The 27000-nt window shown below is 64.3% G+C and carries 31 protein-coding genes and 1 pseudogene; 11 read left to right on the plus strand and 21 right to left on the minus strand.

What is annotated here, in order from left to right:
• The first annotated feature begins 82 nt into the window (after positions 1 to 82).
• A complete protein-coding gene (gene tadA / locus ABIA42_RS27430) occupies positions 83 to 541 on the plus strand; it encodes a tRNA adenosine(34) deaminase TadA (protein WP_370119258.1) in 459 nt (152 codons plus the stop codon).
• On the opposite strand, the gene ABIA42_RS27435 is transcribed toward tadA, so the two are convergent.
• Both ABIA42_RS27435 and purD read right to left on the minus strand, forming a co-directional pair.
• Positions 538 to 1443: an alpha/beta fold hydrolase gene (locus tag ABIA42_RS27435; RefSeq protein ID WP_370119255.1), complete on the minus strand. Its 906-nt coding sequence runs from the start codon at positions 1441 to 1443 to the stop codon at positions 538 to 540. The genes tadA and ABIA42_RS27435 overlap by 4 nt on opposite strands.
• 228 nt (positions 1444 to 1671) lie before the next feature.
• On the minus strand, positions 1672 to 2955 hold the full coding sequence (gene purD / locus ABIA42_RS27440) for a phosphoribosylamine--glycine ligase (RefSeq protein WP_370119252.1): 1284 nt from the start codon (positions 2953 to 2955) through the stop codon (positions 1672 to 1674).
• Between the two features lie 220 nt (positions 2956 to 3175).
• Here purD and ABIA42_RS27445 point away from each other — a divergent pair, with 220 nt between their 5' ends.
• Positions 3176 to 3394 (plus strand): hypothetical protein, encoded by a 219-nt coding sequence (locus ABIA42_RS27445; RefSeq protein WP_370119249.1) that lies wholly within the window; start codon positions 3176 to 3178, stop codon positions 3392 to 3394.
• A 120-nt stretch (positions 3395 to 3514) separates the two neighbouring features.
• Here the strand turns inward: ABIA42_RS27445 and ABIA42_RS27450 are convergent.
• Positions 3515 to 3675 (minus strand): annotated as a pseudogene (locus ABIA42_RS27450) (transcriptional regulator); the annotation flags it as partial.
• 92 nt (positions 3676 to 3767) lie between these two features.
• On the opposite strand from ABIA42_RS27450, the gene ABIA42_RS27455 reads away from it, so the two are divergent.
• The 4 genes from ABIA42_RS27455 (at position 3768) to ABIA42_RS27470 (ending at position 7222) form a co-directional block, all read left to right on the plus strand.
• Positions 3768 to 4616, plus strand: coding sequence for a DUF5131 family protein (locus ABIA42_RS27455; RefSeq protein ID WP_370119246.1), 849 nt, complete (start codon positions 3768 to 3770; stop codon positions 4614 to 4616).
• An 18-nt stretch (positions 4617 to 4634) separates the two neighbouring features.
• On the plus strand, positions 4635 to 5501 hold the full coding sequence (gene tcmP, locus ABIA42_RS27460) for a three-Cys-motif partner protein TcmP (protein WP_370119243.1): 867 nt from the start codon (positions 4635 to 4637) through the stop codon (positions 5499 to 5501).
• 284 nt (positions 5502 to 5785) lie between these two features.
• Positions 5786 to 6274: a hypothetical protein gene (locus tag ABIA42_RS27465; RefSeq protein WP_370119240.1), complete on the plus strand. Its 489-nt coding sequence runs from the start codon at positions 5786 to 5788 to the stop codon at positions 6272 to 6274.
• A gap of 183 nt (positions 6275 to 6457) precedes the next feature.
• Positions 6458 to 7222 (plus strand): IclR family transcriptional regulator, encoded by a 765-nt coding sequence (locus tag ABIA42_RS27470; protein ID WP_370119237.1) that lies wholly within the window; start codon positions 6458 to 6460, stop codon positions 7220 to 7222.
• Between the two features lie 193 nt (positions 7223 to 7415).
• On the opposite strand, the gene ABIA42_RS27475 is transcribed toward ABIA42_RS27470, so the two are convergent.
• The 5 genes from ABIA42_RS27475 to ABIA42_RS27495 form a co-directional block, all read right to left on the minus strand.
• Positions 7416 to 7604, minus strand: a complete 189-nt coding sequence (locus tag ABIA42_RS27475) for a hypothetical protein (protein WP_370119234.1) — start codon at positions 7602 to 7604, stop codon at positions 7416 to 7418.
• A gap of 184 nt (positions 7605 to 7788) precedes the next feature.
• On the minus strand, positions 7789 to 8370 hold the full coding sequence (locus ABIA42_RS27480; protein WP_370143675.1) for a DUF1349 domain-containing protein: 582 nt from the start codon (positions 8368 to 8370) through the stop codon (positions 7789 to 7791).
• 155 nt (positions 8371 to 8525) lie between these two features.
• Complete coding sequence (locus ABIA42_RS27485) at positions 8526 to 9284, minus strand: SDR family NAD(P)-dependent oxidoreductase (RefSeq protein ID WP_370119229.1); 759 nt, start codon at positions 9282 to 9284, stop codon at positions 8526 to 8528.
• On the minus strand, positions 9281 to 10456 hold the full coding sequence (locus ABIA42_RS27490) for an ABC transporter substrate-binding protein (protein WP_370123896.1): 1176 nt from the start codon (positions 10454 to 10456) through the stop codon (positions 9281 to 9283). The genes ABIA42_RS27485 and ABIA42_RS27490 overlap by 4 nt, the downstream gene beginning before the upstream one ends.
• A 149-nt stretch (positions 10457 to 10605) precedes the next feature.
• A complete protein-coding gene (locus ABIA42_RS27495; RefSeq protein ID WP_370119227.1) occupies positions 10606 to 11409 on the minus strand; it encodes an acetoacetate decarboxylase family protein in 804 nt (267 codons plus the stop codon).
• Between the two features lie 174 nt (positions 11410 to 11583).
• Between ABIA42_RS27495 and xseA the strand changes: the two genes are divergently transcribed.
• Positions 11584 to 13206 carry an exodeoxyribonuclease VII large subunit gene (gene xseA, locus ABIA42_RS27500; protein ID WP_370123893.1) on the plus strand — a complete coding sequence of 541 codons (1623 nt, stop codon included), beginning with the start codon at positions 11584 to 11586 and terminating at the stop codon, positions 13204 to 13206.
• Positions 13207 to 13362: 156 nt separating this feature from the next.
• On the opposite strand, the gene ABIA42_RS27505 is transcribed toward xseA, so the two are convergent.
• Positions 13363 to 13512, minus strand: a complete 150-nt coding sequence (locus tag ABIA42_RS27505) for a hypothetical protein (RefSeq protein WP_370119225.1) — start codon at positions 13510 to 13512, stop codon at positions 13363 to 13365.
• A gap of 254 nt (positions 13513 to 13766) precedes the next feature.
• Complete coding sequence (locus ABIA42_RS27510; RefSeq protein ID WP_370119222.1) at positions 13767 to 14591, minus strand: dienelactone hydrolase family protein; 825 nt, start codon at positions 14589 to 14591, stop codon at positions 13767 to 13769.
• A 195-nt stretch (positions 14592 to 14786) separates the two neighbouring features.
• Between ABIA42_RS27510 and ABIA42_RS27515 the strand changes: the two genes are divergently transcribed.
• A complete protein-coding gene (locus ABIA42_RS27515) occupies positions 14787 to 15014 on the plus strand; it encodes a DUF2093 domain-containing protein (RefSeq protein ID WP_028181257.1) in 228 nt (75 codons plus the stop codon).
• Between the two features lie 16 nt (positions 15015 to 15030).
• Here the strand turns inward: ABIA42_RS27515 and ABIA42_RS27520 are convergent, their stop codons facing one another.
• Positions 15031 to 15426 carry a hypothetical protein gene (locus ABIA42_RS27520; protein ID WP_370157173.1) on the minus strand — a complete coding sequence of 132 codons (396 nt, stop codon included), beginning with the start codon at positions 15424 to 15426 and terminating at the stop codon, positions 15031 to 15033.
• A gap of 426 nt (positions 15427 to 15852) precedes the next feature.
• Between ABIA42_RS27520 and ABIA42_RS27525 the strand changes: the two genes are divergently transcribed.
• Entirely contained in the window at positions 15853 to 16038 is a 186-nt protein-coding gene (locus ABIA42_RS27525; protein WP_271531950.1) for a hypothetical protein, read from the plus strand.
• A gap of 253 nt (positions 16039 to 16291) precedes the next feature.
• Here ABIA42_RS27525 and ABIA42_RS27530 read toward each other — a convergent pair whose 3' ends face one another.
• The 7 genes from ABIA42_RS27530 to ABIA42_RS27560 form a co-directional block, all read right to left on the minus strand.
• On the minus strand, positions 16292 to 16627 hold the full coding sequence (locus ABIA42_RS27530; RefSeq protein WP_028181254.1) for a GYD domain-containing protein: 336 nt from the start codon (positions 16625 to 16627) through the stop codon (positions 16292 to 16294).
• A gap of 255 nt (positions 16628 to 16882) precedes the next feature.
• Positions 16883 to 17899 (minus strand): tetraacyldisaccharide 4'-kinase, encoded by a 1017-nt coding sequence (lpxK, locus tag ABIA42_RS27535; protein ID WP_370119215.1) that lies wholly within the window; start codon positions 17897 to 17899, stop codon positions 16883 to 16885.
• Positions 17892 to 19208 carry a 3-deoxy-D-manno-octulosonic acid transferase gene (locus ABIA42_RS27540; protein WP_370119212.1) on the minus strand — a complete coding sequence of 439 codons (1317 nt, stop codon included), beginning with the start codon at positions 19206 to 19208 and terminating at the stop codon, positions 17892 to 17894. The genes lpxK and ABIA42_RS27540 overlap by 8 nt, the downstream gene beginning before the upstream one ends.
• Positions 19201 to 19920 carry a lysophospholipid acyltransferase family protein gene (locus ABIA42_RS27545; protein WP_271531944.1) on the minus strand — a complete coding sequence of 240 codons (720 nt, stop codon included), beginning with the start codon at positions 19918 to 19920 and terminating at the stop codon, positions 19201 to 19203. Before ABIA42_RS27545 ends, ABIA42_RS27540 begins: the two co-directional genes overlap by 8 nt.
• Positions 19917 to 20159 carry a DUF4170 domain-containing protein gene (locus ABIA42_RS27550; protein WP_271531942.1) on the minus strand — a complete coding sequence of 81 codons (243 nt, stop codon included), beginning with the start codon at positions 20157 to 20159 and terminating at the stop codon, positions 19917 to 19919. Before ABIA42_RS27550 ends, ABIA42_RS27545 begins: the two co-directional genes overlap by 4 nt.
• A 60-nt stretch (positions 20160 to 20219) precedes the next feature.
• Positions 20220 to 21026 carry a 3'(2'),5'-bisphosphate nucleotidase CysQ gene (locus ABIA42_RS27555; protein ID WP_271531940.1) on the minus strand — a complete coding sequence of 269 codons (807 nt, stop codon included), beginning with the start codon at positions 21024 to 21026 and terminating at the stop codon, positions 20220 to 20222.
• A gap of 183 nt (positions 21027 to 21209) precedes the next feature.
• A complete protein-coding gene (locus ABIA42_RS27560; protein WP_370119208.1) occupies positions 21210 to 22601 on the minus strand; it encodes a TldD/PmbA family protein in 1392 nt (463 codons plus the stop codon).
• A gap of 264 nt (positions 22602 to 22865) precedes the next feature.
• On the opposite strand from ABIA42_RS27560, the gene ABIA42_RS27565 reads away from it, so the two are divergent.
• Positions 22866 to 23384: a DUF6101 family protein gene (locus ABIA42_RS27565; RefSeq protein ID WP_370119205.1), complete on the plus strand. Its 519-nt coding sequence runs from the start codon at positions 22866 to 22868 to the stop codon at positions 23382 to 23384.
• 112 nt (positions 23385 to 23496) lie between these two features.
• Here the strand turns inward: ABIA42_RS27565 and ubiA are convergent, their stop codons facing one another.
• Both ubiA and ABIA42_RS27575 read right to left on the minus strand, forming a co-directional pair.
• Positions 23497 to 24429: a 4-hydroxybenzoate octaprenyltransferase gene (gene ubiA / locus ABIA42_RS27570; RefSeq protein WP_271531935.1), complete on the minus strand. Its 933-nt coding sequence runs from the start codon at positions 24427 to 24429 to the stop codon at positions 23497 to 23499.
• Positions 24426 to 25088: a hypothetical protein gene (locus ABIA42_RS27575; RefSeq protein ID WP_370119202.1), complete on the minus strand. Its 663-nt coding sequence runs from the start codon at positions 25086 to 25088 to the stop codon at positions 24426 to 24428. The genes ubiA and ABIA42_RS27575 overlap by 4 nt, the downstream gene beginning before the upstream one ends.
• A 209-nt stretch (positions 25089 to 25297) precedes the next feature.
• Between ABIA42_RS27575 and ABIA42_RS27580 the strand changes: the two genes are divergently transcribed.
• Positions 25298 to 26053, plus strand: a complete 756-nt coding sequence (locus tag ABIA42_RS27580) for a 16S rRNA (uracil(1498)-N(3))-methyltransferase (RefSeq protein ID WP_370119199.1) — start codon at positions 25298 to 25300, stop codon at positions 26051 to 26053.
• Positions 26054 to 26148: 95 nt separating this feature from the next.
• Here ABIA42_RS27580 and ABIA42_RS27585 read toward each other — a convergent pair whose 3' ends face one another.
• Complete coding sequence (locus tag ABIA42_RS27585; protein ID WP_271531930.1) at positions 26149 to 26997, minus strand: helix-turn-helix domain-containing protein; 849 nt, start codon at positions 26995 to 26997, stop codon at positions 26149 to 26151.
• Positions 26998 to 27000 lie beyond the last annotated feature (3 nt).

Consider the following 27000-nt stretch of genomic DNA (forward strand, 5'->3'; position numbering starts at 1 on the left):
GCGTGCTCGCTTCGAGCCGCATGCTCAGGCAAATCCGGTATTCACTCTTGCTGAAGGCGGAGCTAGTAGCAGGTTTCTGGCGATGATACGAGGCATGAAAGCCCCTTCTTTCATGGATTTGGCGCTTCTGACGGCCCAAAATGCCGGAAAATCGGGCGAAGTTCCGATCGGATGCGTCGTGGTCCGCAATTACGAGGTCATCGCCACCGCCGCCAACCGGACGCTGACCGACCATGATCCGACCGCCCATGCCGAGATCATCGCGCTGCGCGAGGCCGCCGCGAAGATCGGCAGCGAGCGCCTCGTGGATTGCGACCTCTACGTGACGCTGGAGCCCTGCACCATGTGTGCGGGCGCGATCTCCTTTGCAAGGATCAGGCGGCTCTATTACGGCGCCGCCGATCCCAAGGGCGGCGCGGTGGAATCCGGCGTACGCTTCTTTGCCTCGCCGACCTGCCACCACGCACCGGACGTGTACTCCGGCGTCGGCGAGAGCGAGGCGGCGCGGCTGCTCAAGGAGTTCTTTCGCGAGCGGCGTTAATCCGCGGAGAAGAACTCGCGCAGCGCCTTCGCGGTCGCGTCAGGATTCTCCTCGGTCAGGAAGTGCCCGGAATCGACCGGCATGCCCTCCAGATTAGTCGCCCATTGCTTCCACGTGTCCAGCGGCGTCGCGGCGGCCTGGGCGATGCCGGCATTGCCCCACAGCGCCAGCACCGGGATCGTGATCTTCTTGCCGGCCTCGAAATCCGCCTTGTCGAGGTCGTAGTCGAAATAGGCGCCGGCGCGGTAGTCCTCGCACATCGCGTGGATGCGGGCGGGATCGCGGAACGGGGCGAGGTAGTGTTCGAGCGCGCGCGGGTCGATGGCGTCGAGCGTCTTCGACTTGGTCTGGCTCGCCATCTTGAAGCGCAGGAAGAACTCGCCATTGCTCGAGATCAGCGTCTCCGGCAGCGGATAGGGCTGCGCCAGGAAGGTCCAGTGATAGATCTTCAGGGCATAGGCGCGGTTGATCCGCTCCCAGTAATTGTAGGTCGGCAGGATGTCGAGCACGGCGAGACGCGACAGCCGGCCGGGATGATCGAGCGCGAGGCGGTAGGAGACGCGACCGCCGCGGTCGTGGCCGGCGAGCGCGAAATGCACATGGCCGAGGCGCTCCATCGCCTCGACCATGACTTTCGCCATCGCGCGCTTGCTGTAGGGCATGTGCAGCGCATCGCTTTCGGGCATGTCGGACCAGCCGTAGCCCGGCAGATCGGCGATGATCAGCGTGAAGGCTTCGGCAAGCTCAGGTGCCACCTGGTGCCACATCACATGCGTCTCGGAGAAGCCGTGCAGGAGCAGCAGCGGCGGGCCCTTGCCGCCGACGCGGGCGAAGATGCGGCCGAAGGAGGTGTCGATCCATTCGGCGGCAAAGCCCGGATAGAGGTCGGCGAGATCGGACATCTTTTGTATCCCTATCTGGTCTCAGTCCCGGAGCCGCCCCGACACACCAAAAATGTCGAAAACAACCCCATGCACAGTAGCGGTATTATCGACGGGGTCGCTAACCGCAACAGCTGATTACACATTCTGGAATATCGATGTGGCGGCGCGGTGACACAAAAACCTCGAGATTCCGGATCGGCGCGTTTTTGCGCGCCGTCCGGAATGACGAGCAGCTCTTGCTAATTCCTAATTCCCGGCCTTCTCCGCTTCCACCGCCTGCCAGCCGATGTCGCGGCGGCAGAAGCCCTCGGGCCAGTCGATCCGGTCGACGGCCTGATAAGCGCGCTTCTGCGCCTCGGTCACGGTCTTGCCGAGCGCGCAGACATTGAGCACGCGGCCGCCATTGGCGAGGATCGCGCCGTCCTTGGCGATCGTGCCGGCGTGGAAGATCTCGACGGTCTCGACCTTGGCGGCTTCGTCGAGCCCCTCGATGCGCGTGCCCTTCTGGTAGTCGCCGGGATAGCCTTTCGCGGCCATCACCACGGTGAGCGCGGAGTCCGGATGCCAGCGCAGGTCGAAATTCTTCAGCTGCCCATCGCAGGCCGCAAGGAAGGCCGGCACGATGTCGCTCATCATGCGCAGCATCAGCACCTGGCACTCGGGATCGCCGAAGCGGACGTTGAACTCGAACAGTTTTGGCCCCTGCGTCGTCAGCATGATCCCGGCATAGAGCACGCCGCGGAACGGCGTGCCGCGCTGCTTCATGCCTGATACCGTCGGCAGGATGATCTTCGCCATGATCGCGTCATGGATCGCGGGCGTGACCAGCGGCGTCGGCGAATAGGCGCCCATGCCGCCGGTGTTCGGGCCGACATCATGATCGAACACGCGCTTGTGGTCCTGGGCGGAGGCCAGCGGAATCGCGGTGTCGCCGTCGCACAGCGCGAAGAAGCTGATCTCGCGGCCGGGCAGAAACTCCTCGATCACGACTTCAGCGCCGGCCTCGCCGAAGGCGCCCTCGAACATCATGGCGATGGCATCCTCGGCCTCGCGCACGGTCTTGGCGACCACGACGCCCTTGCCGGCGGCGAGCCCGTCGGCCTTCACGACGATCGGCGCGCCCTGGCTCTGCACATAGGCGCGCGCGGCATCGGCGTTGGTGAATCGCTCATAGGCGCCGGTCGGAATGCCGAACTCGGTGCACAGCGCCTTGGTGAAACCCTTGGAGCTTTCGAGCTGGGCCGCCGCCTTGCTCGGGCCGAACGCCTTGATGCCGGCAGCCGTGAGATCGTCGACGATGCCGGCCGCCAGCGGCGTCTCCGGCCCGACCACGACGAGCTCGACCTTGTTCTGCCGGCAGAAGTCAATCACGGCGGCATGGTCGGCGACATCGAGCGCCACGCACTCCGCTTCCTTCGCGATGCCGGCATTGCCGGGTGCGCACCAGAATTTGGTCACCAGGGGAGAGGCTGCGATCTTCCACGCCAGGGCATGTTCACGGCCGCCGGAACCGAGCAGGAGAATGTGCATCGAGGGCTCAGGATGAGGGGTTTTGCTGGGGGCGGAGGTCGCATGAATCGGGGTGGGGCTCAAGAGGGATGGCCTTGCAGTTCCCACAGCATTCCGGGCACACGTAGCGCTGACCCAGAAGCCGGAGCACCAAGTGCGCAAAATATTATCGCTCCGGGGCGGTTCGCGCCGATTGCCGCGTATAAATACTATTATCTTCAACAATAATAGGAATCTTCAAATGAACGAAACCACCAAAACCGTCTTCGTCATCACTCTCGCATCCGCGCTCGCCGTTGGACCCGCGATCAACTATCCTTTTTTTAGCTCGCTGGAGATGTCAGTGTCCGCCGCCGCGGCTACGGCCAACTCGTCCGTCACAACCTCGACTTTCAATACCATTACGGACGAGCAGATTGAGATAATCCGTCCAGTTCACGACCGGACAACACAATCCTAGCTCGGTGTGCGGAGTCCCCTGTTGGCAGCTATGTACTCCTGAGCGGGGCGCGAAAACGGGGCGGGTGTGCGAAAGCCACCCCGGGGGGCCGCACGAGGGGCGCCCCGGAATGACAGAGGACTACACTTGCTTCCCCGCGATGATCTCCTGCCGCGTCGCCACACGCCGTGCAAACGCACCGCGGCCGGTGGCAGTGGCGGTGACCGTGGTCTGCGGCTTCTTGCCCACAAACGCTTTCTCCACCGAGACACCAGGGTCTCGATATGGGCATCAAAATTGCCAGGCTACATCAAGCCAGCGGCCGTGCCGCGACCGCCACGCCTTTGCCGACGTTTCATGAATTGTTAGAGTTCTGTGATTCAATGGAACCGAGATGGCGCAGAATTCCAAGATCGAATGGACGGATCACACGTTCAACCCGTGGGTTGGGTGTACGAACGTGAGTCCCGGCTGCGACCATTGCTACGCGGAGGCGTGGTCGAAGCGATCTGGGCTTGTCAAATGGGGAAAGCACCCCCGCCGTCGCACGTCTGAGGCCTATTGGCGTGCGCCGCTGAAGTGGCAGGCTGCTGCCGCCTCGTACCAAGCCCAGCATAGCCGTCGCCAGCGCGTGTTCTGTGCGTCGCTCGCCGACGTTTTCGACAATCAGGTCGATCCGACATGGCGTGCCGATCTGTTCGATCTGATCGCTTCGACTCCGGCGCTGGACTGGCTGTTGCTGACCAAGCGTCCCCAAAACATAGCAAAGATGCTGCCGAAGGCTTGGCCTGACGGCGGGATGCAGAACGTCTGGCTCGGTTCAACGGCCGAGGATCAAGTCCGCTTTGATCAACGCTGGCCGGTACTCAGCCGCGTTCCGGCTGTTGTCAGGTTCATTTCCTACGAACCAGCGATCGGCGCGCTTCGGCTCGACCGGGCACGGGACCTCCAACCGGACTGGGTGATCGCCGGCGGCGAGAGTGGCCACGGCGCCCGACCGATGGACGCAGCATGGATGCGCGACATCGTCAGGGATTGCGAGGAGCTTGGCGTTGCGCCGTTCTTCAAGCAATGGGGTACCGTCAAGAATAATCCGCTGGTATCTGAGCAGGGCATGAGCGCCAAGGCTGTGGCTGTAGCCGACCCGAATGGTAAGGGTGGCGGGTTGCTCGACGGCCAGTTGTACCGGGAATTCCCTATTCCCCGTGGATTGTCGCCAACGGACTTGAGAAAAGCCAGCTGATGCGCCAGCATTGGTTGCATGAAGGGGCAACTTAACCTTTTTGCCGATCTGCCGCCGCCGTCCGACAAGCCGATGCTGTTTAAGCCGGCGCAGCGGCCGATTTGGACAGAAAACAAAGCCAAGCTGATCGAGCGTTATCTCTATTACTTCGTGATGGTCACAAAGCATGGCGCCTATATCGACGGCTTCGCCGGACCCCAGTACGACGGCAAGGTCGACGCTTGGGCTGCCAAGTTGGTGCTCGAATCAAAGCCCGCCTTCTTACGAAATTTCTGGCTTTGCGAGATCAACAAGAAAGGCATAGCGCAACTGGAAGCGCTGAAGACCGCACAGGCGAAGATCAAAGGGCGGACCGTCGAAATCGTCCCCGGCGACTTCAACAGGAACGTTGCTGGACTGCTCGCATCGAGCGGCATCGCGGACAAGACCGCAACGTTCTGCCTGCTCGACCAGCGAACGTTCGAGTGCGAGTGGCAGACGCTCGTAACTCTGTCCCGTCATCGGTCGGACTACAAGATCGAACTTTTTTACTTTCTGGCCTCGGGATGGCTCGATCGTGCGATATCCGGCATCAAGGACAAGTCGATCCTGGAGAGATGGTGGGGTGGCGCGGATTATCAAAAACTGAAAGGTATATCCGGCCACGCGCGTATGCAGCTGTTCTGTGACCGGATGAAATCGGAGCTGGGTTACAAACACGTCCACGGGTGGCAAATTTTCAACCGCGAGGTCGGTGGCAGGGTGATGTACCACATGCTTCACGCGACGGATCACGACGAAGGACCTCGGCTCATGAACCGCGCCTACCTCAACGCTTTGAAACGAAGAGAGCCGGCAGAGCGGCTCCAAAAGGACTTGTCGGAGATTTGGGATACGCCCGTTTAGGCAGCAGCATAGTGCTCTGCCGTTTAGTGCCGGACTTCACCGCAATGGAGCCCTCTGGAAAGAAAAGGCGAATGCGGCGGGGGACGTTTATCTTTTTGGGGCAGAATGAGCTGAGTAGAGTCGCTCGAACGTAAATACTGGCTAACTTCCCGGCCGAGTATCAGATCCTTCGCCGCATCAATAAGTGCTTCACCGCGCCGGCATCCCACTTCTCCAAATCCAAGTCGTTCATCTGTGCGCTGCTTTTCCTGAGGTCTCAGCACGCCTTCAAGTCCGCTGTTGGCATGTCACTGTCTGGCCAGGTAACAGAGGCTTTTCAGATGACAAGGTCTTGCCTGGAGTATGCCGGCTACACGCTGGCGATTTCCGAAAAGCCAGAGCTTGAGTCGGTCTGGATGGGAAGAAATATGACGCCTGACGGTATGAAGGCCCAGAAGACGGCTTTCAAGATCAGCGAGGTTAGAGCAGCCATCACGAGACATGATGCTCTACTGGCCGAGATCTTCAGTGAGAACTACGAGCGCGCGATTGATTTCGGCGGCCACCCAAACCCGCATGCGACCATGAGTACGATCACCATGGGTGGGACTGAAGCGGAATTTTTCTCGGTCGAGGCGCTAAGCAGTGATTCAAGGGTGCTGATGCACGCGCTCAAAAGTACCGCGCAGGCTGGTCTCACAGCTCTGCATATCGTCAAATTTGTTTACCCGGCCGAGTTTGAGCAGCATGGAGTAATTCAAGAGATGGATGCACTGGCCAAAGAGAACCTTTAGTCAGGCTACCAGAACTTCAAAAGACGTAACGCCCATGGCGCCAATTCGCTCCCGCGCCAGCAGGACGTTCAGCGCGGCCAGGCGCTTGCTGGCGATCGACTTTTCGCCGTGCGAGCAATCGGCTACACGGGAATTGCATTTTCCCCCGTGTGCTCGCAAGCGCTGATCCAACAAGGCCTAGGGATGACTGAGAAGCCGCAGCCGGGCGCGCCCGCCCTCGAAAAAGGGCTGGACCTTCTGGAGGCGCTGGCAGGCGCCTCACGCGGCCTGAGCCAGAAGCAACTTGCCGAACGCGTCGGGCGCTCCGTCAGCGAGATCTTCCGGATGCTGGTGGCGCTGGAGCGCCGAGGGTATGTCGCACGCGACCCTGCAACCGGCGAATACACATTGACGCTGAAGCTGTTCCGGATTGCCTCGCAATTCCCGCCGACCGAGCGGCTGCTGAAGGCGGCGCTGCCCGTCATGGAGCAGCTCGCCTCCCGCGTGCAATTGTCCTGTCACCTTACGGTGCTGCACGGCGAGCAGTTCATGGTGATTGCCCGGATCGAGCCGGAATGGCTGATGGGCTGGTCGGTGAAGGTCGGCGCGGTGTTTCCGCTCACCCAGCAATACGCATCGGCGAAGGTGCTGGCGGCCTTCCAGCTCGAGGGCCGGCGCGAAGAGCTGGCGCAGGTCATCGCGACCAACGACCGGATCAGCGCGAAGAAGGCGCTGGCGGCGCTCGACCGCATTTCGGCGGAGGGGGGAAACTTCTCCAATGACGACGGCTATACGCGCATCCTGGCCTATAGCTGCCCGATCATCGAAGCCTCCGGCCGCGCGGTGGCCGCGATGACCGTCCCGCTGGTGAGGCAGGATCAAATCCCCGCCACGGAGGCGAGCACCATCGCCGCCGAGCTGCGCAACGCGGCCAGGATCGTCTCCGAGAAGATCGGCGGCATTTCCTAAAGCGTGATGAGATCAGGTCTGATTGCTACAACGTAAGTGCGCTCCCTCGCCCGCTTGCGGGAGAGGGTTGGGGAGAGGGTATTTCCACAATGGGACACTCCCCCAGAGGAGAAAGCCCTCACCCGCGCCTTGCGCGACCTCTCCCGCAAGCGGGAGAGGTTGCACCGAGCCCGTAGAACCGGGTCTGCTGCTTTCACCCTTTTTGTTTCTCTTCTGCGCTTTTCCCATCGGAGCTTTTGGAGCGCTCTTCGAAGCGATCAGCCCCCTTGGCTAGATCGTGCCCCATCTTGCTCTCGTTTTTCGCTTCGTCCCTGGAAGCTGCTTCACGCAAGCCTTCGGCGGCCTGTTCCCCCGCCTTCGATGATTTTCGTTCGTCATCCATTGGTGGCTCCTTCCCGATAAGACGCCTGGTCGATCCCGGATTGGACGTATCAACGTTCCAATCAGATCACCTGGACATTGTTCCCGATTCGTTGACGCGCTTGGTCGAGCCACGGCACTTACCAGCCGAACAGCAGGGGCCGGCATCGATGCGCCAAGCACGCGTTGACGCGGGCCGGTGCTCCTCACCCAAGATCATGAAGCTCCCTGCCGAGCGGCGGCCCCAGCCGGAAATCGGAAAAAGCGACTTCCAGTCCGGACCGCTCCGGCGTGCAGGCCATAGGTCCAACAAGATAGGAGGAGTTCTGGGCGAATGGCGCAAGCCGCATCAGAGGCCATATCTTGCCATCGCTGGATGCCTGCAAACGAAGGACGCCATGCGCAATCGTGACGCGCAGTCGAAAGTCACTAGGGTCGTGCTCATAGGGGGCTGTTGCCCAGTCCGATTGCCCCGCAGTCAGCACGCTGGACAGCATGGCACGCCCGTCCGAAAACTCTATGCCAGCCTTGAGCCAGCGCCGTTCATCTATACGCACCATCAGGCCCGCTTGATCGTAGAGCGCCTTGAAATTACTTCGGACGCGAAGTTCGGCCGTGAACGCATCTCCCGCCTGAAAAGCGAGGAAGTGTCCGCTATCGCGGACAAAGCCGTAGTGCGTTTCCCGCCAGAAATCGGTGGCCTGGTCTGTTTCCAGCCCGAGGTAGTTATCCTTTTCGGACCACTTTCTCGGCTCGTTCAACCAAACGCCGCCAGACTTACCAAACATTCCTCATGCTCCATTTGAACGCCAGTGCACCTCCTGGGCACAACTCGTCTGTCCGCCCTCAGGTCCGCCCTGGGTCACAAGCGGTAATGCTTGGCCGATCACGAGATTTCCGCTTCGTTGCTCCGGAGGCGGACATGCTTTGATGCGTACACGCCTTACGCCAGCGTCATCCCGCCGTCCACGACCCAGGCGGCACCGTTCACGTGCGCAGCCTCGTCGGAGGCGAGAAAAGCAACGACGTTCGCGACATCCTGCGGCCGCCCATGCGCGGTTGCAACGTTTCGGCGCAACGCAATGGCGCTGTCACGCGCCTGGCCTTCCAGTTCCCGGATCATGCGCGACTCGACCGGGCCGGGCAGAACGGCGTTGACCCTGATCCTGGTCCCGGCGACATCGAGCGCCGCCGTGCGTGTCAGCCCGAGCACGGCGTGCTTGGAGGCGACATAGCCGGCGAGGCCTGCACGCCCCCGGATCGCCGAGGTCGATGCGGTGTTGATGACTGCGCCGGTCCCACGCCGCATCATCCTTGCGAGAACGTGCTTGAGGCCGAGAAACACGCCCTTGACGTTCACCTGCAGCAATTGATCGAACGTTTCGTCGGGGTATTCGTGAAGAGGAGCGACGACGCCCTCGATGCCCGCATTGTTGGCGAAGATGCCGATCGGCCCCAGGCGCGTTTCGGCCGCCTCGACGAAGGCGATCGTATCCTGAGCGCTCGAGACATCGGCGCGGATGGCGAGTGCCCTCGCACCGGCCTTCTCGACCAGTTGCGCAGTGGCGTTGGCAGCCGCTTCGTCGCGATCGACGATCGCGACCGCAGCGCTCATCCGCGCCAGTCTCAGCGCAATGGCGCGCCCGATATCGCCCCCGCCGCCGGTGACGAGTGCGACCGGCGGCCGGTCACTCTCGGTCACGACTTCAGGAACTCGCAGCCGCCATCCGCCAGAGGCCGCCACGCCTCGGACGGCGCAATGGTCTTGACCAGCTTGTAATAGTCCCAGGGATATTTGGAATCTCCGGGGGTCTTCACTTCGAACAGATACATGTTGTGCAGCTTGCGACCGTCGGCGCGCACGCTGCCCTTGCCGAACAGGGGATCATCGGTCGGCAGCTTCTTCATCTGTTCGACGACCGCCTTGCCGTCGCTGGAGGCGCCGAGCGCATCGACGGCCTTGAGGTAATGCAGCGTCGTGGCATAGGCGCCCGCATGCAATGCGGTCGGATAGCGGCCGTTGTTGCGCGGCGCGAAGCGCTTCGTCCAGGCGCGCGTGTCGTCATTCAGGTCCCAGTAGAAGGATTCGGTGAACTGCAGGCCCTGCGCGATCTTGAGGCCGAGCGAATGCACGTCGCTGAGATACAGCACCGTCGCGACCACGCGCTGACCACCTTGCGGAATGCCGAACTCGACCGCCTGCTTGATGGAGTTGATGGTGTCGCCGCCGGCATTGATCAGCGCGATGATCTCCGCCTTCGACGACTGGGCCTGCAACAGGAAAGAAGAGAAGTCCTGCGTGTTGATCGGCGTGCGCACACCGCCGAGAACCTTGCCGCCGGACTTCTGCACGACGTTCTTGATGTCGCCTTCCATGGCATGGCCGAAGGCATAGTCGGCAGTGAGCAGGAACCAGCTCTTGCCGCCGCTCTCGACGACGGCGCGCGCGACACCCGACGAGAGCGCGTAGGTATCGTAGGTCCAGTGCACGAGATTGGGCGAGCAGGACTTGCCGGTCAGGTCCGACGACGAGGCGCCGGAAACCAGCAGCGTCTTGTTGTTCTGCTGCACGATGTTGCGGACCGCGAGGGCGACGGCCGAATTCGGCGCGTCGACGATGACATCGACCCCCTGGCGATCGATCCATTCGCGCGCGATGTTGGCGCCTACATCGGCCTTGTTCATGTGGTCGCCGCTGATGATCTCGATCGGCCGGGTCATCCTGGGAGCCGAAGCCTGGAAATCCTCGACCGCCATTTTTGCCGCCAGCAGCGAGCCCGGGCCGGTGACATCGGCATAGAGGCTGGACATGTCCGTCAGCACGCCGATGCGGAGCGGCTTTGTCTCCTGTGCCCGCGCACCGAGCCCCGTCATGCCCAGCGCCAATCCGCCGGCGCCGGCCAGCAGCCGGCGGCGGCTCACCCGAAATCGTCCTTCCATGTCGAATCCCTCCTTTGCCTCGCGCGTGTTTCTTCCCGGTACTCGCCGCCCGCACGTACATCGCGCGCAGGCTGATCTTGTCGTCAGGGAATGAGCCGCTCGATGAGCCGCCGGTCCTCGACCTCGAATCCGCCGCCATAGACATCCGACACCATGAAATGCGCGCCGAGGATTTCCGGCTCGAGCTCGGCAATCGGATCGTACTCGCTGGCGTGCAGCGTCATCGCGGCACGGCCCGGCACCGGCTTGGAGTATTTCAACGGCGTGCGGCGGTAAGCGATGTCCGCATAGGCGATGCCGAGGCGCTCAGGATGCGGCAAACGACGCACATGGATTTCGCCGGCCGGCAGTTCGTCGCCATCGACGACGCGGACGACGGGTGCGGAGGCATCCGGCGTAAAGGCGAAATCGGCAAGCGGAATTCCGCGACGCCGGACCCACCCGGTGATCGAGCCGTCCGGATGCTCGTCGAAGGCGTAATGGGCATCCTTCTTAGTGTAGCCGAACACCTCGCGTCCGGCGCAGATCCCCATGGGATCGCTGCAATACATGAAGATATGCGTCTCGGTGAACAGCCCCTTGTACCGGACAGGCACAGAGATCATCAGATCGAACATCTCGCCCGCGTGCACGGCCAGGGAGTGGCCGGGCGAACGCATGAAGCGGAAGGCGACGCGATCGCTGGCGATTTCGAACGGCGTGTCGGCCAGCAGGGAAGCGACCTTGCCCGGCGCGACACGGGTCATGATCTCGACGGTCCGCAAGGTGCAGCCCCACTCCACGGGATAGGCCGGTGAATAGGGCGGATTGACCCCGCTATCCGGCTTGAGCCGGTACTGCGCAAACATGCGCCGACGGGGATCGTTGGGGTCGGTGACCACGGTCATCGGGTCCGCTTCCTCTCTGTATTCATATATGATTTTTAACTTTCATATATGAAATCAAGCGCGAGTCAAGCAGCCCTCCGCGCGAGCGGTTCCACGGCTCGCCGAATCGATTGGCGCTGGCTTGCGAAAATCCTTAACGTCGGGCTCGACCCCAACATGCCGAATCGTTTGCCGATGCCGCCCGCGGAACCACTGCTCAACGCCCCCGAATTCACCGTTTCCGAGCTCTCGCAGTCCCTGAAGCGGACGGTGGAGGATGCCTTTGGCCATGTCCGGGTCCGCGGCGAGATCTCGGGCTTTCGCGGCGCCCACTCCTCCGGCCATTGCTATTTCGCGCTCAAGGACGAGAGCGCCAAGATCGAGGCGGTGATCTGGAAGGGCGTGCATGGGCGGATGCGCTTCAAGCCCCAGGAGGGGCTCGAGGTCATCGCCACCGGCAAGCTCACGACCTATCCGGGCTCATCCAAGTATCAGATCGTGATCGAGGCGCTGGAGCCGGCCGGCATCGGCGCGCTGATGGCGTTGATGGAGGAGCGCAAGAAGAAGCTCGCCGCCGAAGGGCTGTTCGACGAGGCGCGCAAGCAGCTGCTGCCCTGGCTGCCGGAGGTGATCGGCGTCGTGACCTCGCCGACCGGCGCGGTGATCCGCGACATCCTGCATCGGCTGGAGGACCGCTTTCCCCGCCGCGTGCTGGTGTGGCCGGTCAAGGTGCAGGGCGACGGCTCGGCCGAGCAGGTCGCAGCCGCGATCCGCGGCTTCAACGCGCTGCCGGAAGGCGGCAAGATCCCGCGGCCTGACGTGCTAATCGTCGCGCGCGGCGGCGGCTCGCTGGAGGATCTCTGGTCCTTCAACGAGGAGATCGTCGTGCGTGCCGCAAGCGAGAGCATGATCCCGCTGATCTCCGCGGTGGGGCACGAGACCGACATCACGCTGATTGATTTCGTCGCCGACAAGCGCGCGCCGACGCCGACGGCGGCGGCCGAGATGGCGGTGCCGGTGCGCAGCGAATTGTTCGTCGAGGTCGCCGATCTCGGCCGCCGCACCCGCGCCTATTGGCAGCGTGCCCAGGAGAGCCGCCGCAGCGAGCTGCGCGCCGCCGCGCGCGCGCTGCCGGCGGCCGGCGATCTGCTGGCGATTCCGCGGCAGCGGCTGGATTCGGCAGGTAGCGCCCTGCCCCGCTGCCTCAAGGCCAACACGCATGCGCATTTCCGCCGGTTCACCGCGGCCAGCTCGAAGCTGACGCTGCGGGTGCTGCACGGCCAGATCTCGCAGGCCGATCATCGCCTCACCGTGTGCGGCGAGCGGCTTGGCCTCTCCGCGCGCTCGCTGCTGCGGCAGCGGCGCGACCGCTTCGCCGGACTTGAAGTGCGCCTGCGCGCCTCGAGGCTTTCGAATGCGCAGGCGCAGCGCAACGCGATTGCCCGCCAGCGCGAGCGCACCCATCGTCTGGCCGAACGCGCGGGGCGCGCGCTTGCGACGCTGCTGCACCGGCTCGACACAAGGGTCGAGAACAGCTGCAAGCTGCTTTCCGCGCTGTCCTACCGCAGCGTGCTCGCGCGCGGCTTTGCGCTGGTGCGCGATGAGGCCGGCCACCCCCTGCATGCGGCGGACGCGATCGGTCCCGGCGCTCGCGTCGAGATCGAATTCGCGGATGGCCGCGTCGGCGCGACGGCGGATGCGGATCGCGCGGCCCCCGCCGCAAAGCGCGCGCCGTCACAGCCGAAGCCGGTCGCGCAGGACGCAAAGCCGGCGCCGAAGCGCTTGGCCAAGCCGGTGGATCAGGGCAGCTTGTTCTGAGGCGGGAGGACGGCGAGTGCTCCACCCTCGCTGTCATTCCCCGCGAAAGCGGGGAATCCAGTACGCCGCGGCTCTTCGGTAAATCACAGCCGCCTCGGCGTACTGGATCGCCCGGTCAAGCCGGGCGATGACAGCGGGTGTGTGGATGCAGCTCGCCTATCGGCAGGACAGTCCCGCGTCGATCGTGGTCCAGAAGCCGCAATGTTCCGGCGCCAGCATTGGCGCGCCGGCGCGGGCTTCGAACAGGAAGATCGCGACGGTGAAGACGATCAGGGCGGAGGCGAAGAGCGTGATGCGGTTGCGCATGTGAGATGCGTTTAATCGACATCGTGGTCGAATGATGGCACGGCCATGTGCTGAAACCGCGGCAATGCGCGATCCGTAGATTCCCGGTCGGCCATACTCCGTGCAGGGCGGTGGTCGATGCGGGGCTGTCCGCCTGACGTTGTTCCCCGGACGGCCCCGCTTTGGTGGGCCCCGTAGCCCGCATGAGCGCAGCGATATGCGGGAACAGTTTTCCCGGATGTCGCTTCGCTCATCCGGGCTACTGGAGCTTCAGCTCACCGCGCCAGCCAGCGCGCGACGTCCTTCTGCGATTCCGCACGCGCCTCGGCGTCCATGCCGAAATGGCCGCGCTCGGGCGCGCCGGCGTCGCTGCTGCCGGCAGCTGCGTGCAGCGGCATGTTGGCGCGGTCGAAATCGTGATCGGCGCCGGGATAGACTACGATGCGGGCGAGCGCGCTGCGGCCGCGCGCGCCGTCCACCATCTGGCGGCAGGCCGGTGGCGACGATACGTCATCATCCGCGCCGATCAGCACCAGCGTCGGTACCCGCGTGCTCCAGCCCAAACCCGCCGAGATCCGGCAATCCGGATAGAACGCGATCGCGGCGCGGAAATCCGGACTGGGATCGCGCGCTGCGCTCTGCGGGCGCACGGCCCAGAGCAGCGCGCTCGCACCGTTGGCCCAGCCGATCAGGCTGACGCGGTCGTGCGCCACCCAGGCCTGCTTCATCAGCCAGGCGCGTGAGGCGGCGATATCGACGACGCGCTCGCGCCGCGCCTTGAGATGCATCTCCCTGACGCGGCATTGCGGCCCGAGTTCGCGCGAGCCGTAGCTGTCAGGCAACAGCACCGCATTGCCTGCCTTGAGCAGGCGCTCGGCCCAATCCCGATAGCGCGGCAACACGGGATCGGAATGGCCACCGAGGCCGCCGCAGCCATGCAGCGCGATCACGGTCGGAAACGGGCCTGCTCCCTCCGGCTTGTAGAGCTGCGCATGGAGGACCCCGGACGCGAGCGGAATGTCGACCGCCTGCGGCGCCGGTGCGGCATGCGCGGTCGATACCAGTAGCGCCAGAAACAGGGCGGTCAGCCGAAGACGCATCGGACTCTGCCGGAGAAGATGCCGGAACCAGCGATCCTTCGCCCGAAGCCTTATCACGCAGAAACAGCGGTAAAACATCACAAACCGGTGGGTTTGACGGGCGGACAAGCCACCCTATCTATGCTACATCCAAGCCAACACATCGTGCCCTCCAGGGTCTTTCCTGGGAGGGGCCTTCCACGGAGACTTTCGACCGTGCTGAACAAGTTCGGCCCCTCGGGCCATGGCGAAGCGCAGGTGCAGTATCTCGACGGCGATTTCCGCGTGATCTCGCCGGGGACCTTCGTGCGCTGCGCGATCACCGACACGCGGATCCCGCTCGACGAGTTGAAGTACTGGAGCGTGGATCTGCAGGAGGCCTACGCCACACCCGTCGCGGTGCTGCAGCGGCATTTCCCCGGCGCGCTCAAGCCGCAGCCGTGAGGCCCGCGGCGCGCGGCTATTGCTGCGCCGTGCCATCCGACGAGCCTGCGCAGGTCTTGACGAAATCCTTCCGGGCCTCTCCGACGATTTTCTGATCGATCGCCTGCTTCAGACAATCGACCCGCGCCTGCGCCATGCAGAGCTGCAGCTGGTCGCGCCTGTCCTGCCCCTTCAGGTTTTGCGTCGTAGCCAGACACGTGACCCGCTTGGTTGCGGGAACCGGCACCGTCGCTGCTGGAGCAGCGGACGGCGTCGTTTGCGCAGCAAACACAGGCGCAATGATCAGACACACAAGGCTGGCAGCGACAGTCGCGGACGGCAATTTCATCGCATTCTCCCGATCGTCCGAACCGATAGAAGTCTTGCGATGAATGCCGCCTGAATGACCTGCAAGACCGAGAAGACGCAGCAACGCGCCCGGTGCAGCTTATGACGAAGCACAGGCATTAGTGCTTCGCGTCCCGACGATGTTTCGCGTGCCTGATCTGGCGGTCTCGCAGCCGTGATCTCCGTGCCGCTCCGAGTTGCATCGAACAGTTGCGTGCACTCCGCGGCGAGTCATTTCACGCTGTGGTTGGATTCTTCGTTGCCGTTCGGCGCCCTAAAGTTGTTTGATGAAATCTTGGCCAAACAGATCGCTGCTAAAGTGCATGTTAGGTAACCAGCCCTGTTCCATTTTGCGCGCAGACGATCAGATCAAACCAAACAGCCATCGAGCTTCGGAATTGGCACAGTCTGTGAACGGGCTCATACCGAAGAGCCATCTGACGGGCTATGATCATCTCGAAAATTCGCGGTGGAATTTCTGTAAATTGAAAGTCAAACGATGGGGGTGATCATGCCCACCATACTAGACCTGCTCTATCGTGAATATTGCCGCGCCCGTCTCGCCGAGATGCGCAAGCAGCTTCTGATCGCAGCTGAACGCTCGGAAGCTCGCGAAGCCGATCATCATCCTGCGAAGCAGGACGACGATGAGCGAACGGACGCACGCCGCAAGACCGGTCAGGGCATGCCGAACTGAAGCTGCCGCAAGACCGGCGATCTCTCCCGTATGGCAGTGACCAGGCAACTGGCGAATAGTTTGGGAGTCAGCAATGAATACACCCGAATGCTACACTGTCATCGTGGCCTGCATGTCGTGCGCGACCATCGTCGCATTGATGGCCGTCGGGGCGTGGTGAGCAGGCCCCTCGTTGCAGACATGGTTCTGGCTTCGACATGAGCACAGCCGCCGCGTCGTTTCGGCTGCGGCGGCTGCGCGTCAGATCCGGATATCAGCTTCCAGGCGGGGTATACGAAGAACGCAGCTTCGCCGCGTTCTGACGGACCTGCTTGATCTCGTCCTGCGTGAACAACCTGACCAGTTTCACGTCCTGCAGGGTGCCCGCCGTGACGGTCAGGCCGGAAATCGCCGGAGCCGCACTGGGATCAGGCACATCGAAGATCACCAGGACGCCAGGGCCGTCGGCCGCAACGCTGTACATTGAAATCAGCTTTCCACCGGCCGCTTCAATGAGCTTCCTGGCGGCCTCCTGGCGATTGGTTGCCGGGTTTTCCAGGATGGCGTTGAGAGCGCGTGGTGTGTATTGGCCGGTGAGGCAAAAATGCATGGCATGTTCTCCTCTGCTTTTGGCAATGACTTTCCCTGCCGCTCCGAACTGGTCGTTGCGGCCGTCGCATCTGAAATAATAAGATCGCGCCCGCCGTGGGCATAAACGCCGTCTATGATTGCCGGGAGTTCGGCACGTCCTGGTGACGGCTCTCATGAAAGGCTACATCAACTGCCAAGAGCGCGGAAGAGAATTCGTCACCCGCGACACGTCGCTGTATGAGCTATGGCAGAGACGCTTGCCTAGTGCACGAGATCAACGCGCGCTGAACCGCCGCTCGCGCGCCCTGTAGAGATGATCGTTGATCAATTGCCGGAGCTTTGCCGGCTCGTCGAACTCGAGCTGAACTGCGAATGGCACGATGCCCTCGGGCACGTCCGCGCGGCCACGCAGGCGTGCAAGGTCTTTCTCCGTCGTCACCAGCGTGAGCTGCTCGCGCCGCGCGTCCGCTGCGAGCGCTGCGATCTCGTCCTGCGAAAACAAGTGGTGGTCGGCGAAGGCGCGCGTGCGCGCGACCGCGATGCCGCTGGCGTGCAGGGTGCGAAAGAAGCGCTCGGGGTCGCCGATGCCGGCGAACGCGAAGACCCGCTTTCCGGACAGCTGCGCGAGCGAGGCCGCAACCGGCTTCAGGCGTGCCCGCAGCTCCGGCTTGTCGCGCTTGGCAAGCTCGGCCGCGACATCGTTGGCGGCACGGCCATCGCCGATCAGCACCAGCGCGTCGGTGCGCGCGAGCTGCGCCTGCAACGGCGCGCGCAGGGGGCCCGCGGGAAACACCTGGCCGTTGCCGAGGCCGCGCTCGCTGTCGATCACGATCAGCGACACGTCCTTCAGAAGGCGCGGGTTCTGGAAACCGTCATCCATCACGATCACGGTGGCGCCCTGCGATTTCGCCAGCGCGACGCCGTCGAGGCGGTCGCGCGCGACTGCGACCGGGACGTCGCGCGCCATCATCAGGGGCTCGTCGCCGACGTCGGCCGCGGTATGACGGGCGCCGTCGACCATCACCGGACCCTTCAGGTGCCCGCCATAGCCGCGGCTGAGCACGACCGGCGTCTCGCCGAGCTCGCGAAGCAGCTTCGTCAGCGCCAGCACGGTCGGCGTCTTGCCGGCGCCGCCGACATGGTAGTTGCCGACGCAGATCACGGGAATGCCGGCGTCCACGCCGTCGCGCTGCATGCGCCATGCGGTGACGGCGCCGTAGAGCGCACCCAGCGGAAAGAGGACATGCGATAGCGGGGAATGTGGCCGGTACCAGAAGGCCGGCTCACGCATCGGCGGCCCCCATCTCGATCCGCAACTGCAGCAGATACGGCTCGAGCGCGCTCATGGTGCGATCGAGCGCACCGCCAAGCTGCTCGACCACGCCTGAACCTGCGCGTTGCATCTTGTCGCGCACCATCGGTTCGGCCAGGAGCAGGCCGAGCTGCTTGACCAACGCCTCCTGCGTATCGGCCTGGCGCGCCCCGCCGCTCCCGTCGAGCGCTTCATAGACGTCGGCGAAGTTGAAGACGTGCGGACCGTGGACGATCGCCGCGCCGAGCTTGATCGCCTCGATCGGATTCTGGCCGCCATGGTGGATCAGCGATCCGCCCATGAACACGATCGGCGAGAGACGGTAGAACAGGCCGAGCTCGCCCATGGTGTCGGCAACATAGACGTCGGTCGTGGCCGTCGGCAGCTCCTCGCGCGAGCGCAGCGCCGGCTTCAGGCCGGACGCCGTGACCAGGCCCGCGATCGCGGAGCCGCGATCCGGATGCCGCGGCACGATCACGGTGAGAAGCTGCGGGAAGAAACCAACGAGGCTGCGATGCGCGGCGATCAGCATCTCGTCCTCGCCCGGATGGGTCGAGGCCGCGACGATGATCGGACGCCCGCGCGTCATCGCCATCAGCCGTTCGAGCTTCGCAGGATCGGCCGGTGGCGCCGGCACGTCCAGCTTGAGATTGCCCGTGGTGACGACGTCGCGGCCGCCGAGCGCGGAAAAGCGCTCGGCATCAGTCTTCGACTGCGCAAGACAAATGTCGAACCGCGACAGCAGCGCCGAGATGGTGCCGTGCATGCGCCGCCAGCGCGGGAAGGAGCGCGGCGACATCCGTCCGTTGATCAGCACCATCGGCACCCGGCGCGCCGCCCCGGCGAGGATCAGGTTCGGCCACAGGTCGGATTCGATGAACAGCGCCAGCGACGGCTTCCAGTGATCGAGGAAGCGCGCGACATAGCGCGGAGAGTCGTACGGTACGTATTGATGGATCACGTCAGGCGGAAAGCGCTTTGCCGCCACCGCCGCCGAGGTGACGGTGCCCGAGGTGAGCAGGATGCGCAGATTGAGATCGCGCAGGCGCCCGACCAGCGCCGCCGCGGCCAGCACCTCGCCGACGCTGGCGCCGTGGATCCAGACCAGCGGGCCATGCGGTCGCACGTCCCGGGACAGCCCCCGCCGCTCGCCGACGCGCGCGGGATCCTCCTTGCCCTGCTTCAGCCGCCGCTTGATCAGTGCAGGCGCAAGCGGCACCAGGCCGGAGGCCAGGCGCCGATACATCCGCAGCGTGATCGGCAGCGCAATGGGCAGCGACTTAGGCATCTTCCGGTCCCGGACGGCCGAGTTGGGCGTAGGCGCGGCGGGTCGCTTCGTTCAACGTGTCTTCCAGCTCCTGCCGCAATGCTTCCATCATGGCGGCGTCGGCATCCGGAGGAACGTGGATTTCCTTGATGCCGACCAATGCGCCGCGCCCGAACGGCAAATTGATGGTGGTGCGGTCCCAGTTCTCGAGCCGGACGAAGCGGCTGGTCGCCATCGCGAAAGGCATGATCGGCCGCCCCGATTCCCGTGCCAGCATGATAATGCCGAGCCCCGCCACGCGCGAGCGCTTGGGGACATCGGCGGTCAATGCGACATTACAACCGGCCTGGAGCGTCCGCACCATTTCCTTGAAGGCGCCCACACCTCCCTTGCGATGGAACGCCCCGCCATGGTCGCCGGAGCCGCGGATGGTGCCGATGCCGAGCCGTTCGGCCGCGATCGCATTGAACTCGCCGTCGCGATGGCGGGAGATCAGGACCTTGGCCCGATAGGAGGCCTTGTCCTGATTCTTGATGAAGGGCGTCAGGAAATGCTGGCCGTGCCAGAACGCGAAGATCGCAGGGAGCTGCGGCTCGACGCGTTCATAGACGTCCGGGGGATCGAACGTGAACCTGTTGGTCCGCCAGACCAGACGCAGATATTCGGCCGCCAGGACCCCGACGGCACGCTGAAGCCAGCTGCTTCGCAGCGTATTGCGAAGCAGTCTTTTCAACGTGCCGGTTCTTGATTCGGGTCGAGCAGCCGGTGGAGATGGACGATGAAATAGCGCATCTGTGCGTTGTCGACCGTGCTCTGCGCCTTGGCGCGCCAAGCGGCATAGGCGGCCGCATAGTTCGGATAGAGGCCGACGATCTCGACGTCGTCGAGATTCTTGAAGGTGTTGCCTTCGAGATCGACGAGTTCGCCGCCGATGACGAGGTGGAGCAGTTGTTGCGGGGCACTATCTGGCATGAGTTCTATTCCTAACGGGCTGCCCGGCAAAGCAGTGTCCGACAAGCACGACGAAGCGCTTCAGGCTAAGGGACGGTTGCGAAAATGCGCGACAATGCCCGCATGACGATCGCGTCCCGCTGCCACCAGCACCCCGTGCGCCACTTCCCGGCGGTTGTAGAGGATGGGTTCTCCGGAGAGGTTGCTCATCCTACCATCCGCTTCCTGCACGATCAAATCGGCCGCCGCAAGGTCCCAGTCATGGCTGTTGCCCCCCGCAAAAGCCGCATCCAGCGCGCCATGGGCGACCCGGCACAGCCGCAGCGCCAGCGAGCCGATTCGCCGATGCAGCTTGATTTCGCCGAGTGACGGCTTCAAGCGCTCGACCAGCGGCTTCGGGCCGGCGACGCGGGCGAAGTCGAGCTCGGATCCGGACGTCGCCCGCACCGGCTTGTCGTTGAGCGTCGTGCCCTGGCCGCGCACCGCGAAGAAGAACTCGTCGCTCGCTGGTGCAAACACCGCGGCAAGTACGGGCGAGGCGTCTTCCACCAGCGCCACACTGACGCACCATTCGTCATGACCGCCCAGATAATTGCGCGTGCCGTCGATGGGATCGACGATCCATGTCAGCCGCCGCGACAGCCGTGCCGCATCGTCGGCGCTCTCCTCCGAAAGCCAGCCATAGTCGGGTGTCGCCGCGCGCAAGCGCGCTTCGAGGAGATCGTTGACCGCGATGTCGGCCTCCGACACCGGGGAGGACGCGCCCTTGGTCCACTTCCTCAGCTCGGTGCGAAACATCGACTGCGCGAGTGCGCCCGCTTCCCGCACCGTGTCCTTCAGCAGCGCCGCGTCGCGGGTCAGGATGGTGTTGTCGAGAACAGGAGTCATCCGAGTCAATCGAGCTGCATGCGAGGACCACCTCTCCCCATTGGGGAGAGGTCGATTTGCGCAGCAAATCGGGTGAGGGGGCGCAGGTCCCACGAGAGAGAGTAACCCCTCACCCGGATCGCATCTTGCGATGCGATCCGACCTCTCCCTACGGGAGAGGTGAGCCAACTCGCCTCTGCTCGATCAGCGTCCGCCAAGCGTCAAACCCTCGATGCGCACCGTCGGCGCATTGATGCCGTAGCGGAACTCGAGATTGTTCGCGGGCTGCATCGACTTGAAAATCTCGAACAGATGGCCGGCGATCGTCACCTCGCTGACGGGATAGGTGATCTCGCCGTTCTCGATCCAGAAACCGGAGGCGCCGCGGCTGTAATCGCCGGTGACGCCGTTGACGCCGGAGCCGATCAAATCGGTGACATAGAACCCTTGCTTGATATCGGAGATCAACTCGGCCGGCGTCGGCGCGCCGGCCTCGAGATGCAGATTGTAGGGCCCCGGCGAGGGAGAGGAGGAAACGCCGCGATGGGCATGGCCGGTCGTGGTGAGGCCGAGCTCGCGCGCGGTCGCGCAGTCGAGCAGCCAGGTCGTCAGCACGCCTTCGTCGACCAGCGCGGTCCTCTTCACCGCGACGCCTTCGGCGTCGAAGGTCTGCGAGCGCAGGCCGCGCCGGCGCAGCGGATCGTCGATGATGCGGATGTTCTTCGCGAAGAGCTGCTGGCCGAGCTTGTCCTTCAAGAAGCTGGTCTTGCGCGCGATCGAAGCGCCGTTGATGGCGCCGACGAGGTGGCCGACCAGGGAGCCGGCAACGCGCGGATCGAACACGATCGGCACCTTACAGGTCTCGACCTTGCGCGGATTGTAGCGCGCCACGGTGCGCTCGCCGGCGGAACGGCCGACGGCTTCCGGCGACAACAGATCGGCGCCGTGCGGCGCCGAGGTGAAGTCGTAATCGCGCTCCATGCTGGTGCCTTCGCCTGATATGGCGGTGGCGGAAATGCCCTGGCTGGAGCGGAGGTAAGAGCCGTGGAAGCCGGTCGAGGTGACGAGCACCATGCCGCCGATACCGGCGGAAGCCGAGGCGCCGCCGGATTTGGTCACACCCTTCACGCCGAGCGCCGCAGCTTCGGCCGCGAGCGCGCGGCGCTCGAGCTCGGCGGTCGCCGGCAAGTTGGGATCGAGCAGGTCGAGATCGGGGAATTCGCGCGCGAGCAGCGCGGGATCGGCGAGGCCGACATATTTGTCGTCGGGCGCCACGCGCGCCATCGCGACCGCGCGCTCGGCGAGCTTGGTCACGGCATCGCCGCTGACGTCGTTGGTCGAGACCACCGCCTGGCGCTGGCCAACCAGCACGCGCAGGCCGACATCGTCGCCCTCGGACCGCTCGGATTCCTCTACACGGCCGTCGCGGACCTCGACGCCCTGCGAGACGCCGCGCACCGCGACCGCATCGGCCGCATCCGCGCCGGCGCGCCTGGCCGCCTCGACCAGCCGCTGCGCGAGATCGGAGAGCGCGGACTGATCGAACAGGTCGCGATTGGATGTGGTCGAAAGCGTCGAGCTTGGTGCAGAGTTCACGAACGAAATCCTGTTGGGGCGGGGTTCGGGACCGGAACCCACAGATGTGCCCTGATAGCGCGGACTTCAAGCATTTTCAGCCCGCCAAAAGCTCAGATTCGCAACTTCGGCGCAACGTCTCGTCAATCATGCGCGCCAAGGTCTTGTCAATCATGAGCAGCGGTGACGGTGGGTTAACCAGGCTTTTTAAGCGGTTTCGGAAAGGCACGCGCTAAGGTCCTCGCATCGACCGGGAACATAATCCCGGCGGGGAGAACTAAAGCCGTGAGGCGTCAAACAGCAACATGCGGGGTCACTCCCGCCGGGTCGAGCCGCTCCTTGCGGCTCGACCCCCTTTCCCTTCCGGTCCGCTTCGATGCGCATGACCCGCGCGCCGACGGACATGTCAGGCAGATCGAGCTTCATCGCGAGCGTGTCGTGCTGCGCCGTGCCGTCCGCGGCATGCAAATGGCGATCAACGTGCGCGTTGCCGACTTCACCGGCGTCGCTTTGCGCGGCAATGACGACGCGCAGACGCTCGTCCTCGTGCATCGCGATCCCTCGCTGTCCATTCCGCTGCTGGTCGGCGCCGATGCCGACGAGATAGCGCAAGCCTGGGCGGTCTGGAGCGAGCTCTTCGCGCTACCGCAGCTCGACGAAGGCGCCCGCAAGCCCGCGCCGCGCCGTCGCCGCGCCAACGCGATCCGCGCGCGCCGCCCGAAATTCCTGATGCGCCGGCGCACCGGCATGGCGCGGGAATTGCCCGTTCATCACGACGAACGTGAGATTATCGCGAGGAATTAAGCGGCAACCACAGGTGCCGTAGGGTGGGCAAAGCGAAGCGTGCCCACCTTTTTTATCAATCATTGAGAGATGGTGGGCACGGCGCAAGAGCGCCTTTGCCCACCTACGAGAGCTACGCCGCCCGCATCACCGCGTCGGCCAGCAATCCCGCGAACAGCAGCAAGCCCGCGTCACGGTTCGACTTGAACAGGCGCAGGCACAGCTCGGGATCGTCAATCCTCAAGCGCACGATCTGCCACACCAGATGCACGGCGAAGGCCACGAGCCCGAGCCAGGCCGGCCAGCGCACATCGCCGGACGCCAGCGCGATGCCGATCAACATCACCGCGAGCCCGTAGAACAGGATCAGCGCCTGGTGCGTGTGCGCGCCGAACAGGCGCGCGGTCGACTTGATGCCGATCAGCGCGTCGTCCTCGGCGTCCTGATGCGCATAGATCGTGTCATAGCCGATCACCCAGGAGATCGCGCCGGCATAGAGCACGAGCGCGGTGACGTCGATGTGTCCGAACGTGACGGCAAATCCCATCAAGGCGCCCCATGAGAAGGCAAGCCCGAGCACGATCTGCGGCCACCAGGTGATGCGCTTCATGAAGGGATAGATCGCGACGATCAAAAGCGAGGCGATGCCGGTCGCAATCGCGAAGCGGTTGAACTGCAGCAGCACCAGCAGGCCGATCAGCGCCTGTGCGACCATGAAGGCCAGCGCCTGTTTCGTGGTCACCTGCCCCGACGGCAACGGCCGCGAACGCGTGCGCTCGACCTTGTCGTCGAGATCGCGGTCGGTGATGTCATTCCACGTGCAGCCCGCCCCGCGCATCACGAAGGCGCCGATGAAGAACAACGCGATGGTGAGCGGCAGGCCGCGGACGTCATGCGCCATGCCGGCGGCGAGCGCCGCCGACCACCAGCATGGCATCAGGAGAAGCCAGGAGCCGATCGGACGGTCGAAGCGGGACAGGCGCAGGTAAGGCCGCGCCCAATGCGGCGCGAGCGTATCGACCCAGTTGCCGGTGGAATCGGCAACGCGGGCGGATGTCTCGCTCATCGGGTCAGGACGTTGCCGTTGAGCGTATCGAAGGTGCTGCCGCCCTTCTTGCCGGCATTGGCCTCGGGCGCCGAACCCGACCCCAGCACCTCGCTCAGCGACGGGCCGGCCGGACGCGTCTGTTGCTGCTGCATCTGCTGCGCGACGTTGCAGACCTTCGTCGCCATGGCCTCTGTGTTCTTGTGACCGTCCTTCATCTGAGCGCCCACCTGCGGCGGGATTCCGCATTTGGCGGCGTGGGCCTCGATGTACTTGATCATCTTGGTCTCAGACTGGCTGAAATTGCGAATCAGCTTGCAGGCCTCGTCCGGCGGCGCGTGACGGTCGCTCGCCGCCTTGATCAGCTTGCCGCGCTTCTCGGCTTCTTCGCGCAGGGGCATGAACGCCTTCATGCAGTCCTCGCCGGGACCGGCTTGCGTCGGCGGAGCCGCGCTGAAGGCGCCGGCACCGCCGACCGGGGCGGCGCCGTTCACCGGAAACGACGATTGCGGCGTCGTGCCGACGGAGGCGACGGGCGCCGCGCCGTTCACGGGCGGAAAGGGGGAACTGGTAGCAGCCTGGCCGGGCAGCGGCGCCGGGAAGGCGCTTTGCGCATGGGCGCCCGCGGCACCCATGGCGACCATGGCGGCAGTGATCGGAACCATCAGACGACGGATCATGAAGGCAGTCTCTCCGGCAGGAGCTTACGGGGGCGGCGTCTTCTCAATTGAAGCGCGACCAGCGTGTTCGCTTTTCTACGATTCCTGCCGGCCCTTAACAACCCGTGGAATAGGGCAAGAGCGCGGCGCTGGGACGCACCAATTCGGCGATATTTACCCCCAAAACTACTGGTTTCGGTTAAGAACGGCGGCGAATTGGACCTCTGACGATGCCCTCCCACGATTTTAGCGCTCCCCGCCTGTTCGTCGATGCCGCCCTCGTCCAGGACGCCAGGGTGCCGCTCGACCGCGACCAGAGCAATTACCTCGGCAACGTGCTGCGGCTTGCCGCCGGGGCCGAAGTCCTGGCCTTCAACGGCCGCGACGGCGAGTGGCAGGCGGCCATCGAAGGCCGCAAGCGGCCGGATGGCCTCGTGATCCTTCAGCAGACCCGGCCCCAGGACCGGCTACCCGACCTCACTTACGTCTTTGCCCCGCTCAAGCATGCCCGGCTGGATTACATGGTGCAGAAGGCGATCGAGATGGGCGCCGCCGCCCTGCAGCCGGTCCTGACACGGTTCACCCAGGCCTCCCGGGTCAATACCGAACGAATGCGCGCCAATGTGGTCGAGGCGGCCGAGCAATGCGGCATCCTCAGCATCGCCACCGTTGCCGAGCCGGTGCCGCTGGAGCGCTTCTTGAGCCAGCGCGCCGCCGGCCGGTTGCTGATCTTCTGCGATGAGGCGACGGAGGTCCAGGACCCCGTTCAGAGCCTGCAAAACACCCGTGAGGCCGGCCGAGGTATTGACGTGCTGATCGGCCCCGAAGGCGGCTTCGCCGAGGAGGAACGGGCACTGCTGCTGCGGCAGCCCAAGATCCTGCGGCTGGCCCTCGGTCCCCGGATCATGCGGGCCGACACCGCCGCGGTGGCGGCCCTGGCGCTGGTGCAGGCTGTGCTGGGCGACTGGGGCGGTGGACGCGGCTAGCATGATCCGGAAAAGTGCGCAGCGGTTTTCCGACAAGATCATGCTCAAACGATAACCGGAAGCGCGATGACGATTCATCCTGATCGCATCGCGCTTTAGATCGCTTCCCGCATCGCGCGGTGCAGGGTCTCGGACGGCAGCTCTCCGAAGGCCGCCCTGTAACTCGCCGCGAACTCGCTCAGATGCCAGAAGCCGTGCGCAATTGCGCAGGCCTTGACACTGCGCCGCCCGGGACCGATGCGCAGCTGCTTGCGCACCGACCAGAGCCGCAGGACCCGGCTATAGCGATGCGGGCTCATGCCGCAAATGGCCTGTGTCGCGCTCTGGAGAGTCCGAACGGACACGCCCACCTGCGCCGCCAGTTCGGGCGTCTTGGGCCAGACCGTCAGATCTTGCCGGATCAGTCTTTCCATGTCCGCGACGATCCGCCGATAGCCATCCGTGGCGGACGACGCGGGTCCGCCGCTCGCGCTGGTGCGCAGCGCAGCGTCCATCGTGCCGAGCAGGGACTGCTCGACGGCGGTCAGCGACATTGGCTCGTTCAGGAAGTCCGGGTCATGTGCCGCGATTTCCAGCGTGACGGAGATCAGGCGTCGCAGCGAGGCAAGAACGTCCGATGGCGGGTTCACCAGGCGATAGCCGTCACCCAGTTGCGCCCAGGGTTCGCGCTGCGGCGGACTGAGATACACGACGGCCATCAGCCGGCCCTCCGGCTCATAGACCAGGCAATCGGAGCTGCCCGTCAGAACGACGATGGAACGGCCCATTGATTGCCCGTTGATGCGGGCCGAGGTCACGTGATCCATCGGCACCACGACGGCGGCGGCATTCGTCAATTGATAGCCGCGAACGATCCGCGGGAAAGTCTTCACCAGAGAGAGGGTCAGGGTCGGCAGGCTGAGCCGAGCCCGCATGATCGCCGTCGCCCCGACGGACAACGGCATGCT

Source organism: Bradyrhizobium sp. USDA 327, assembly GCF_041262065.1.
In the GTDB taxonomy this organism is placed as follows: Bacteria; Pseudomonadota; Alphaproteobacteria; order Rhizobiales; family Xanthobacteraceae; genus Bradyrhizobium; species Bradyrhizobium liaoningense.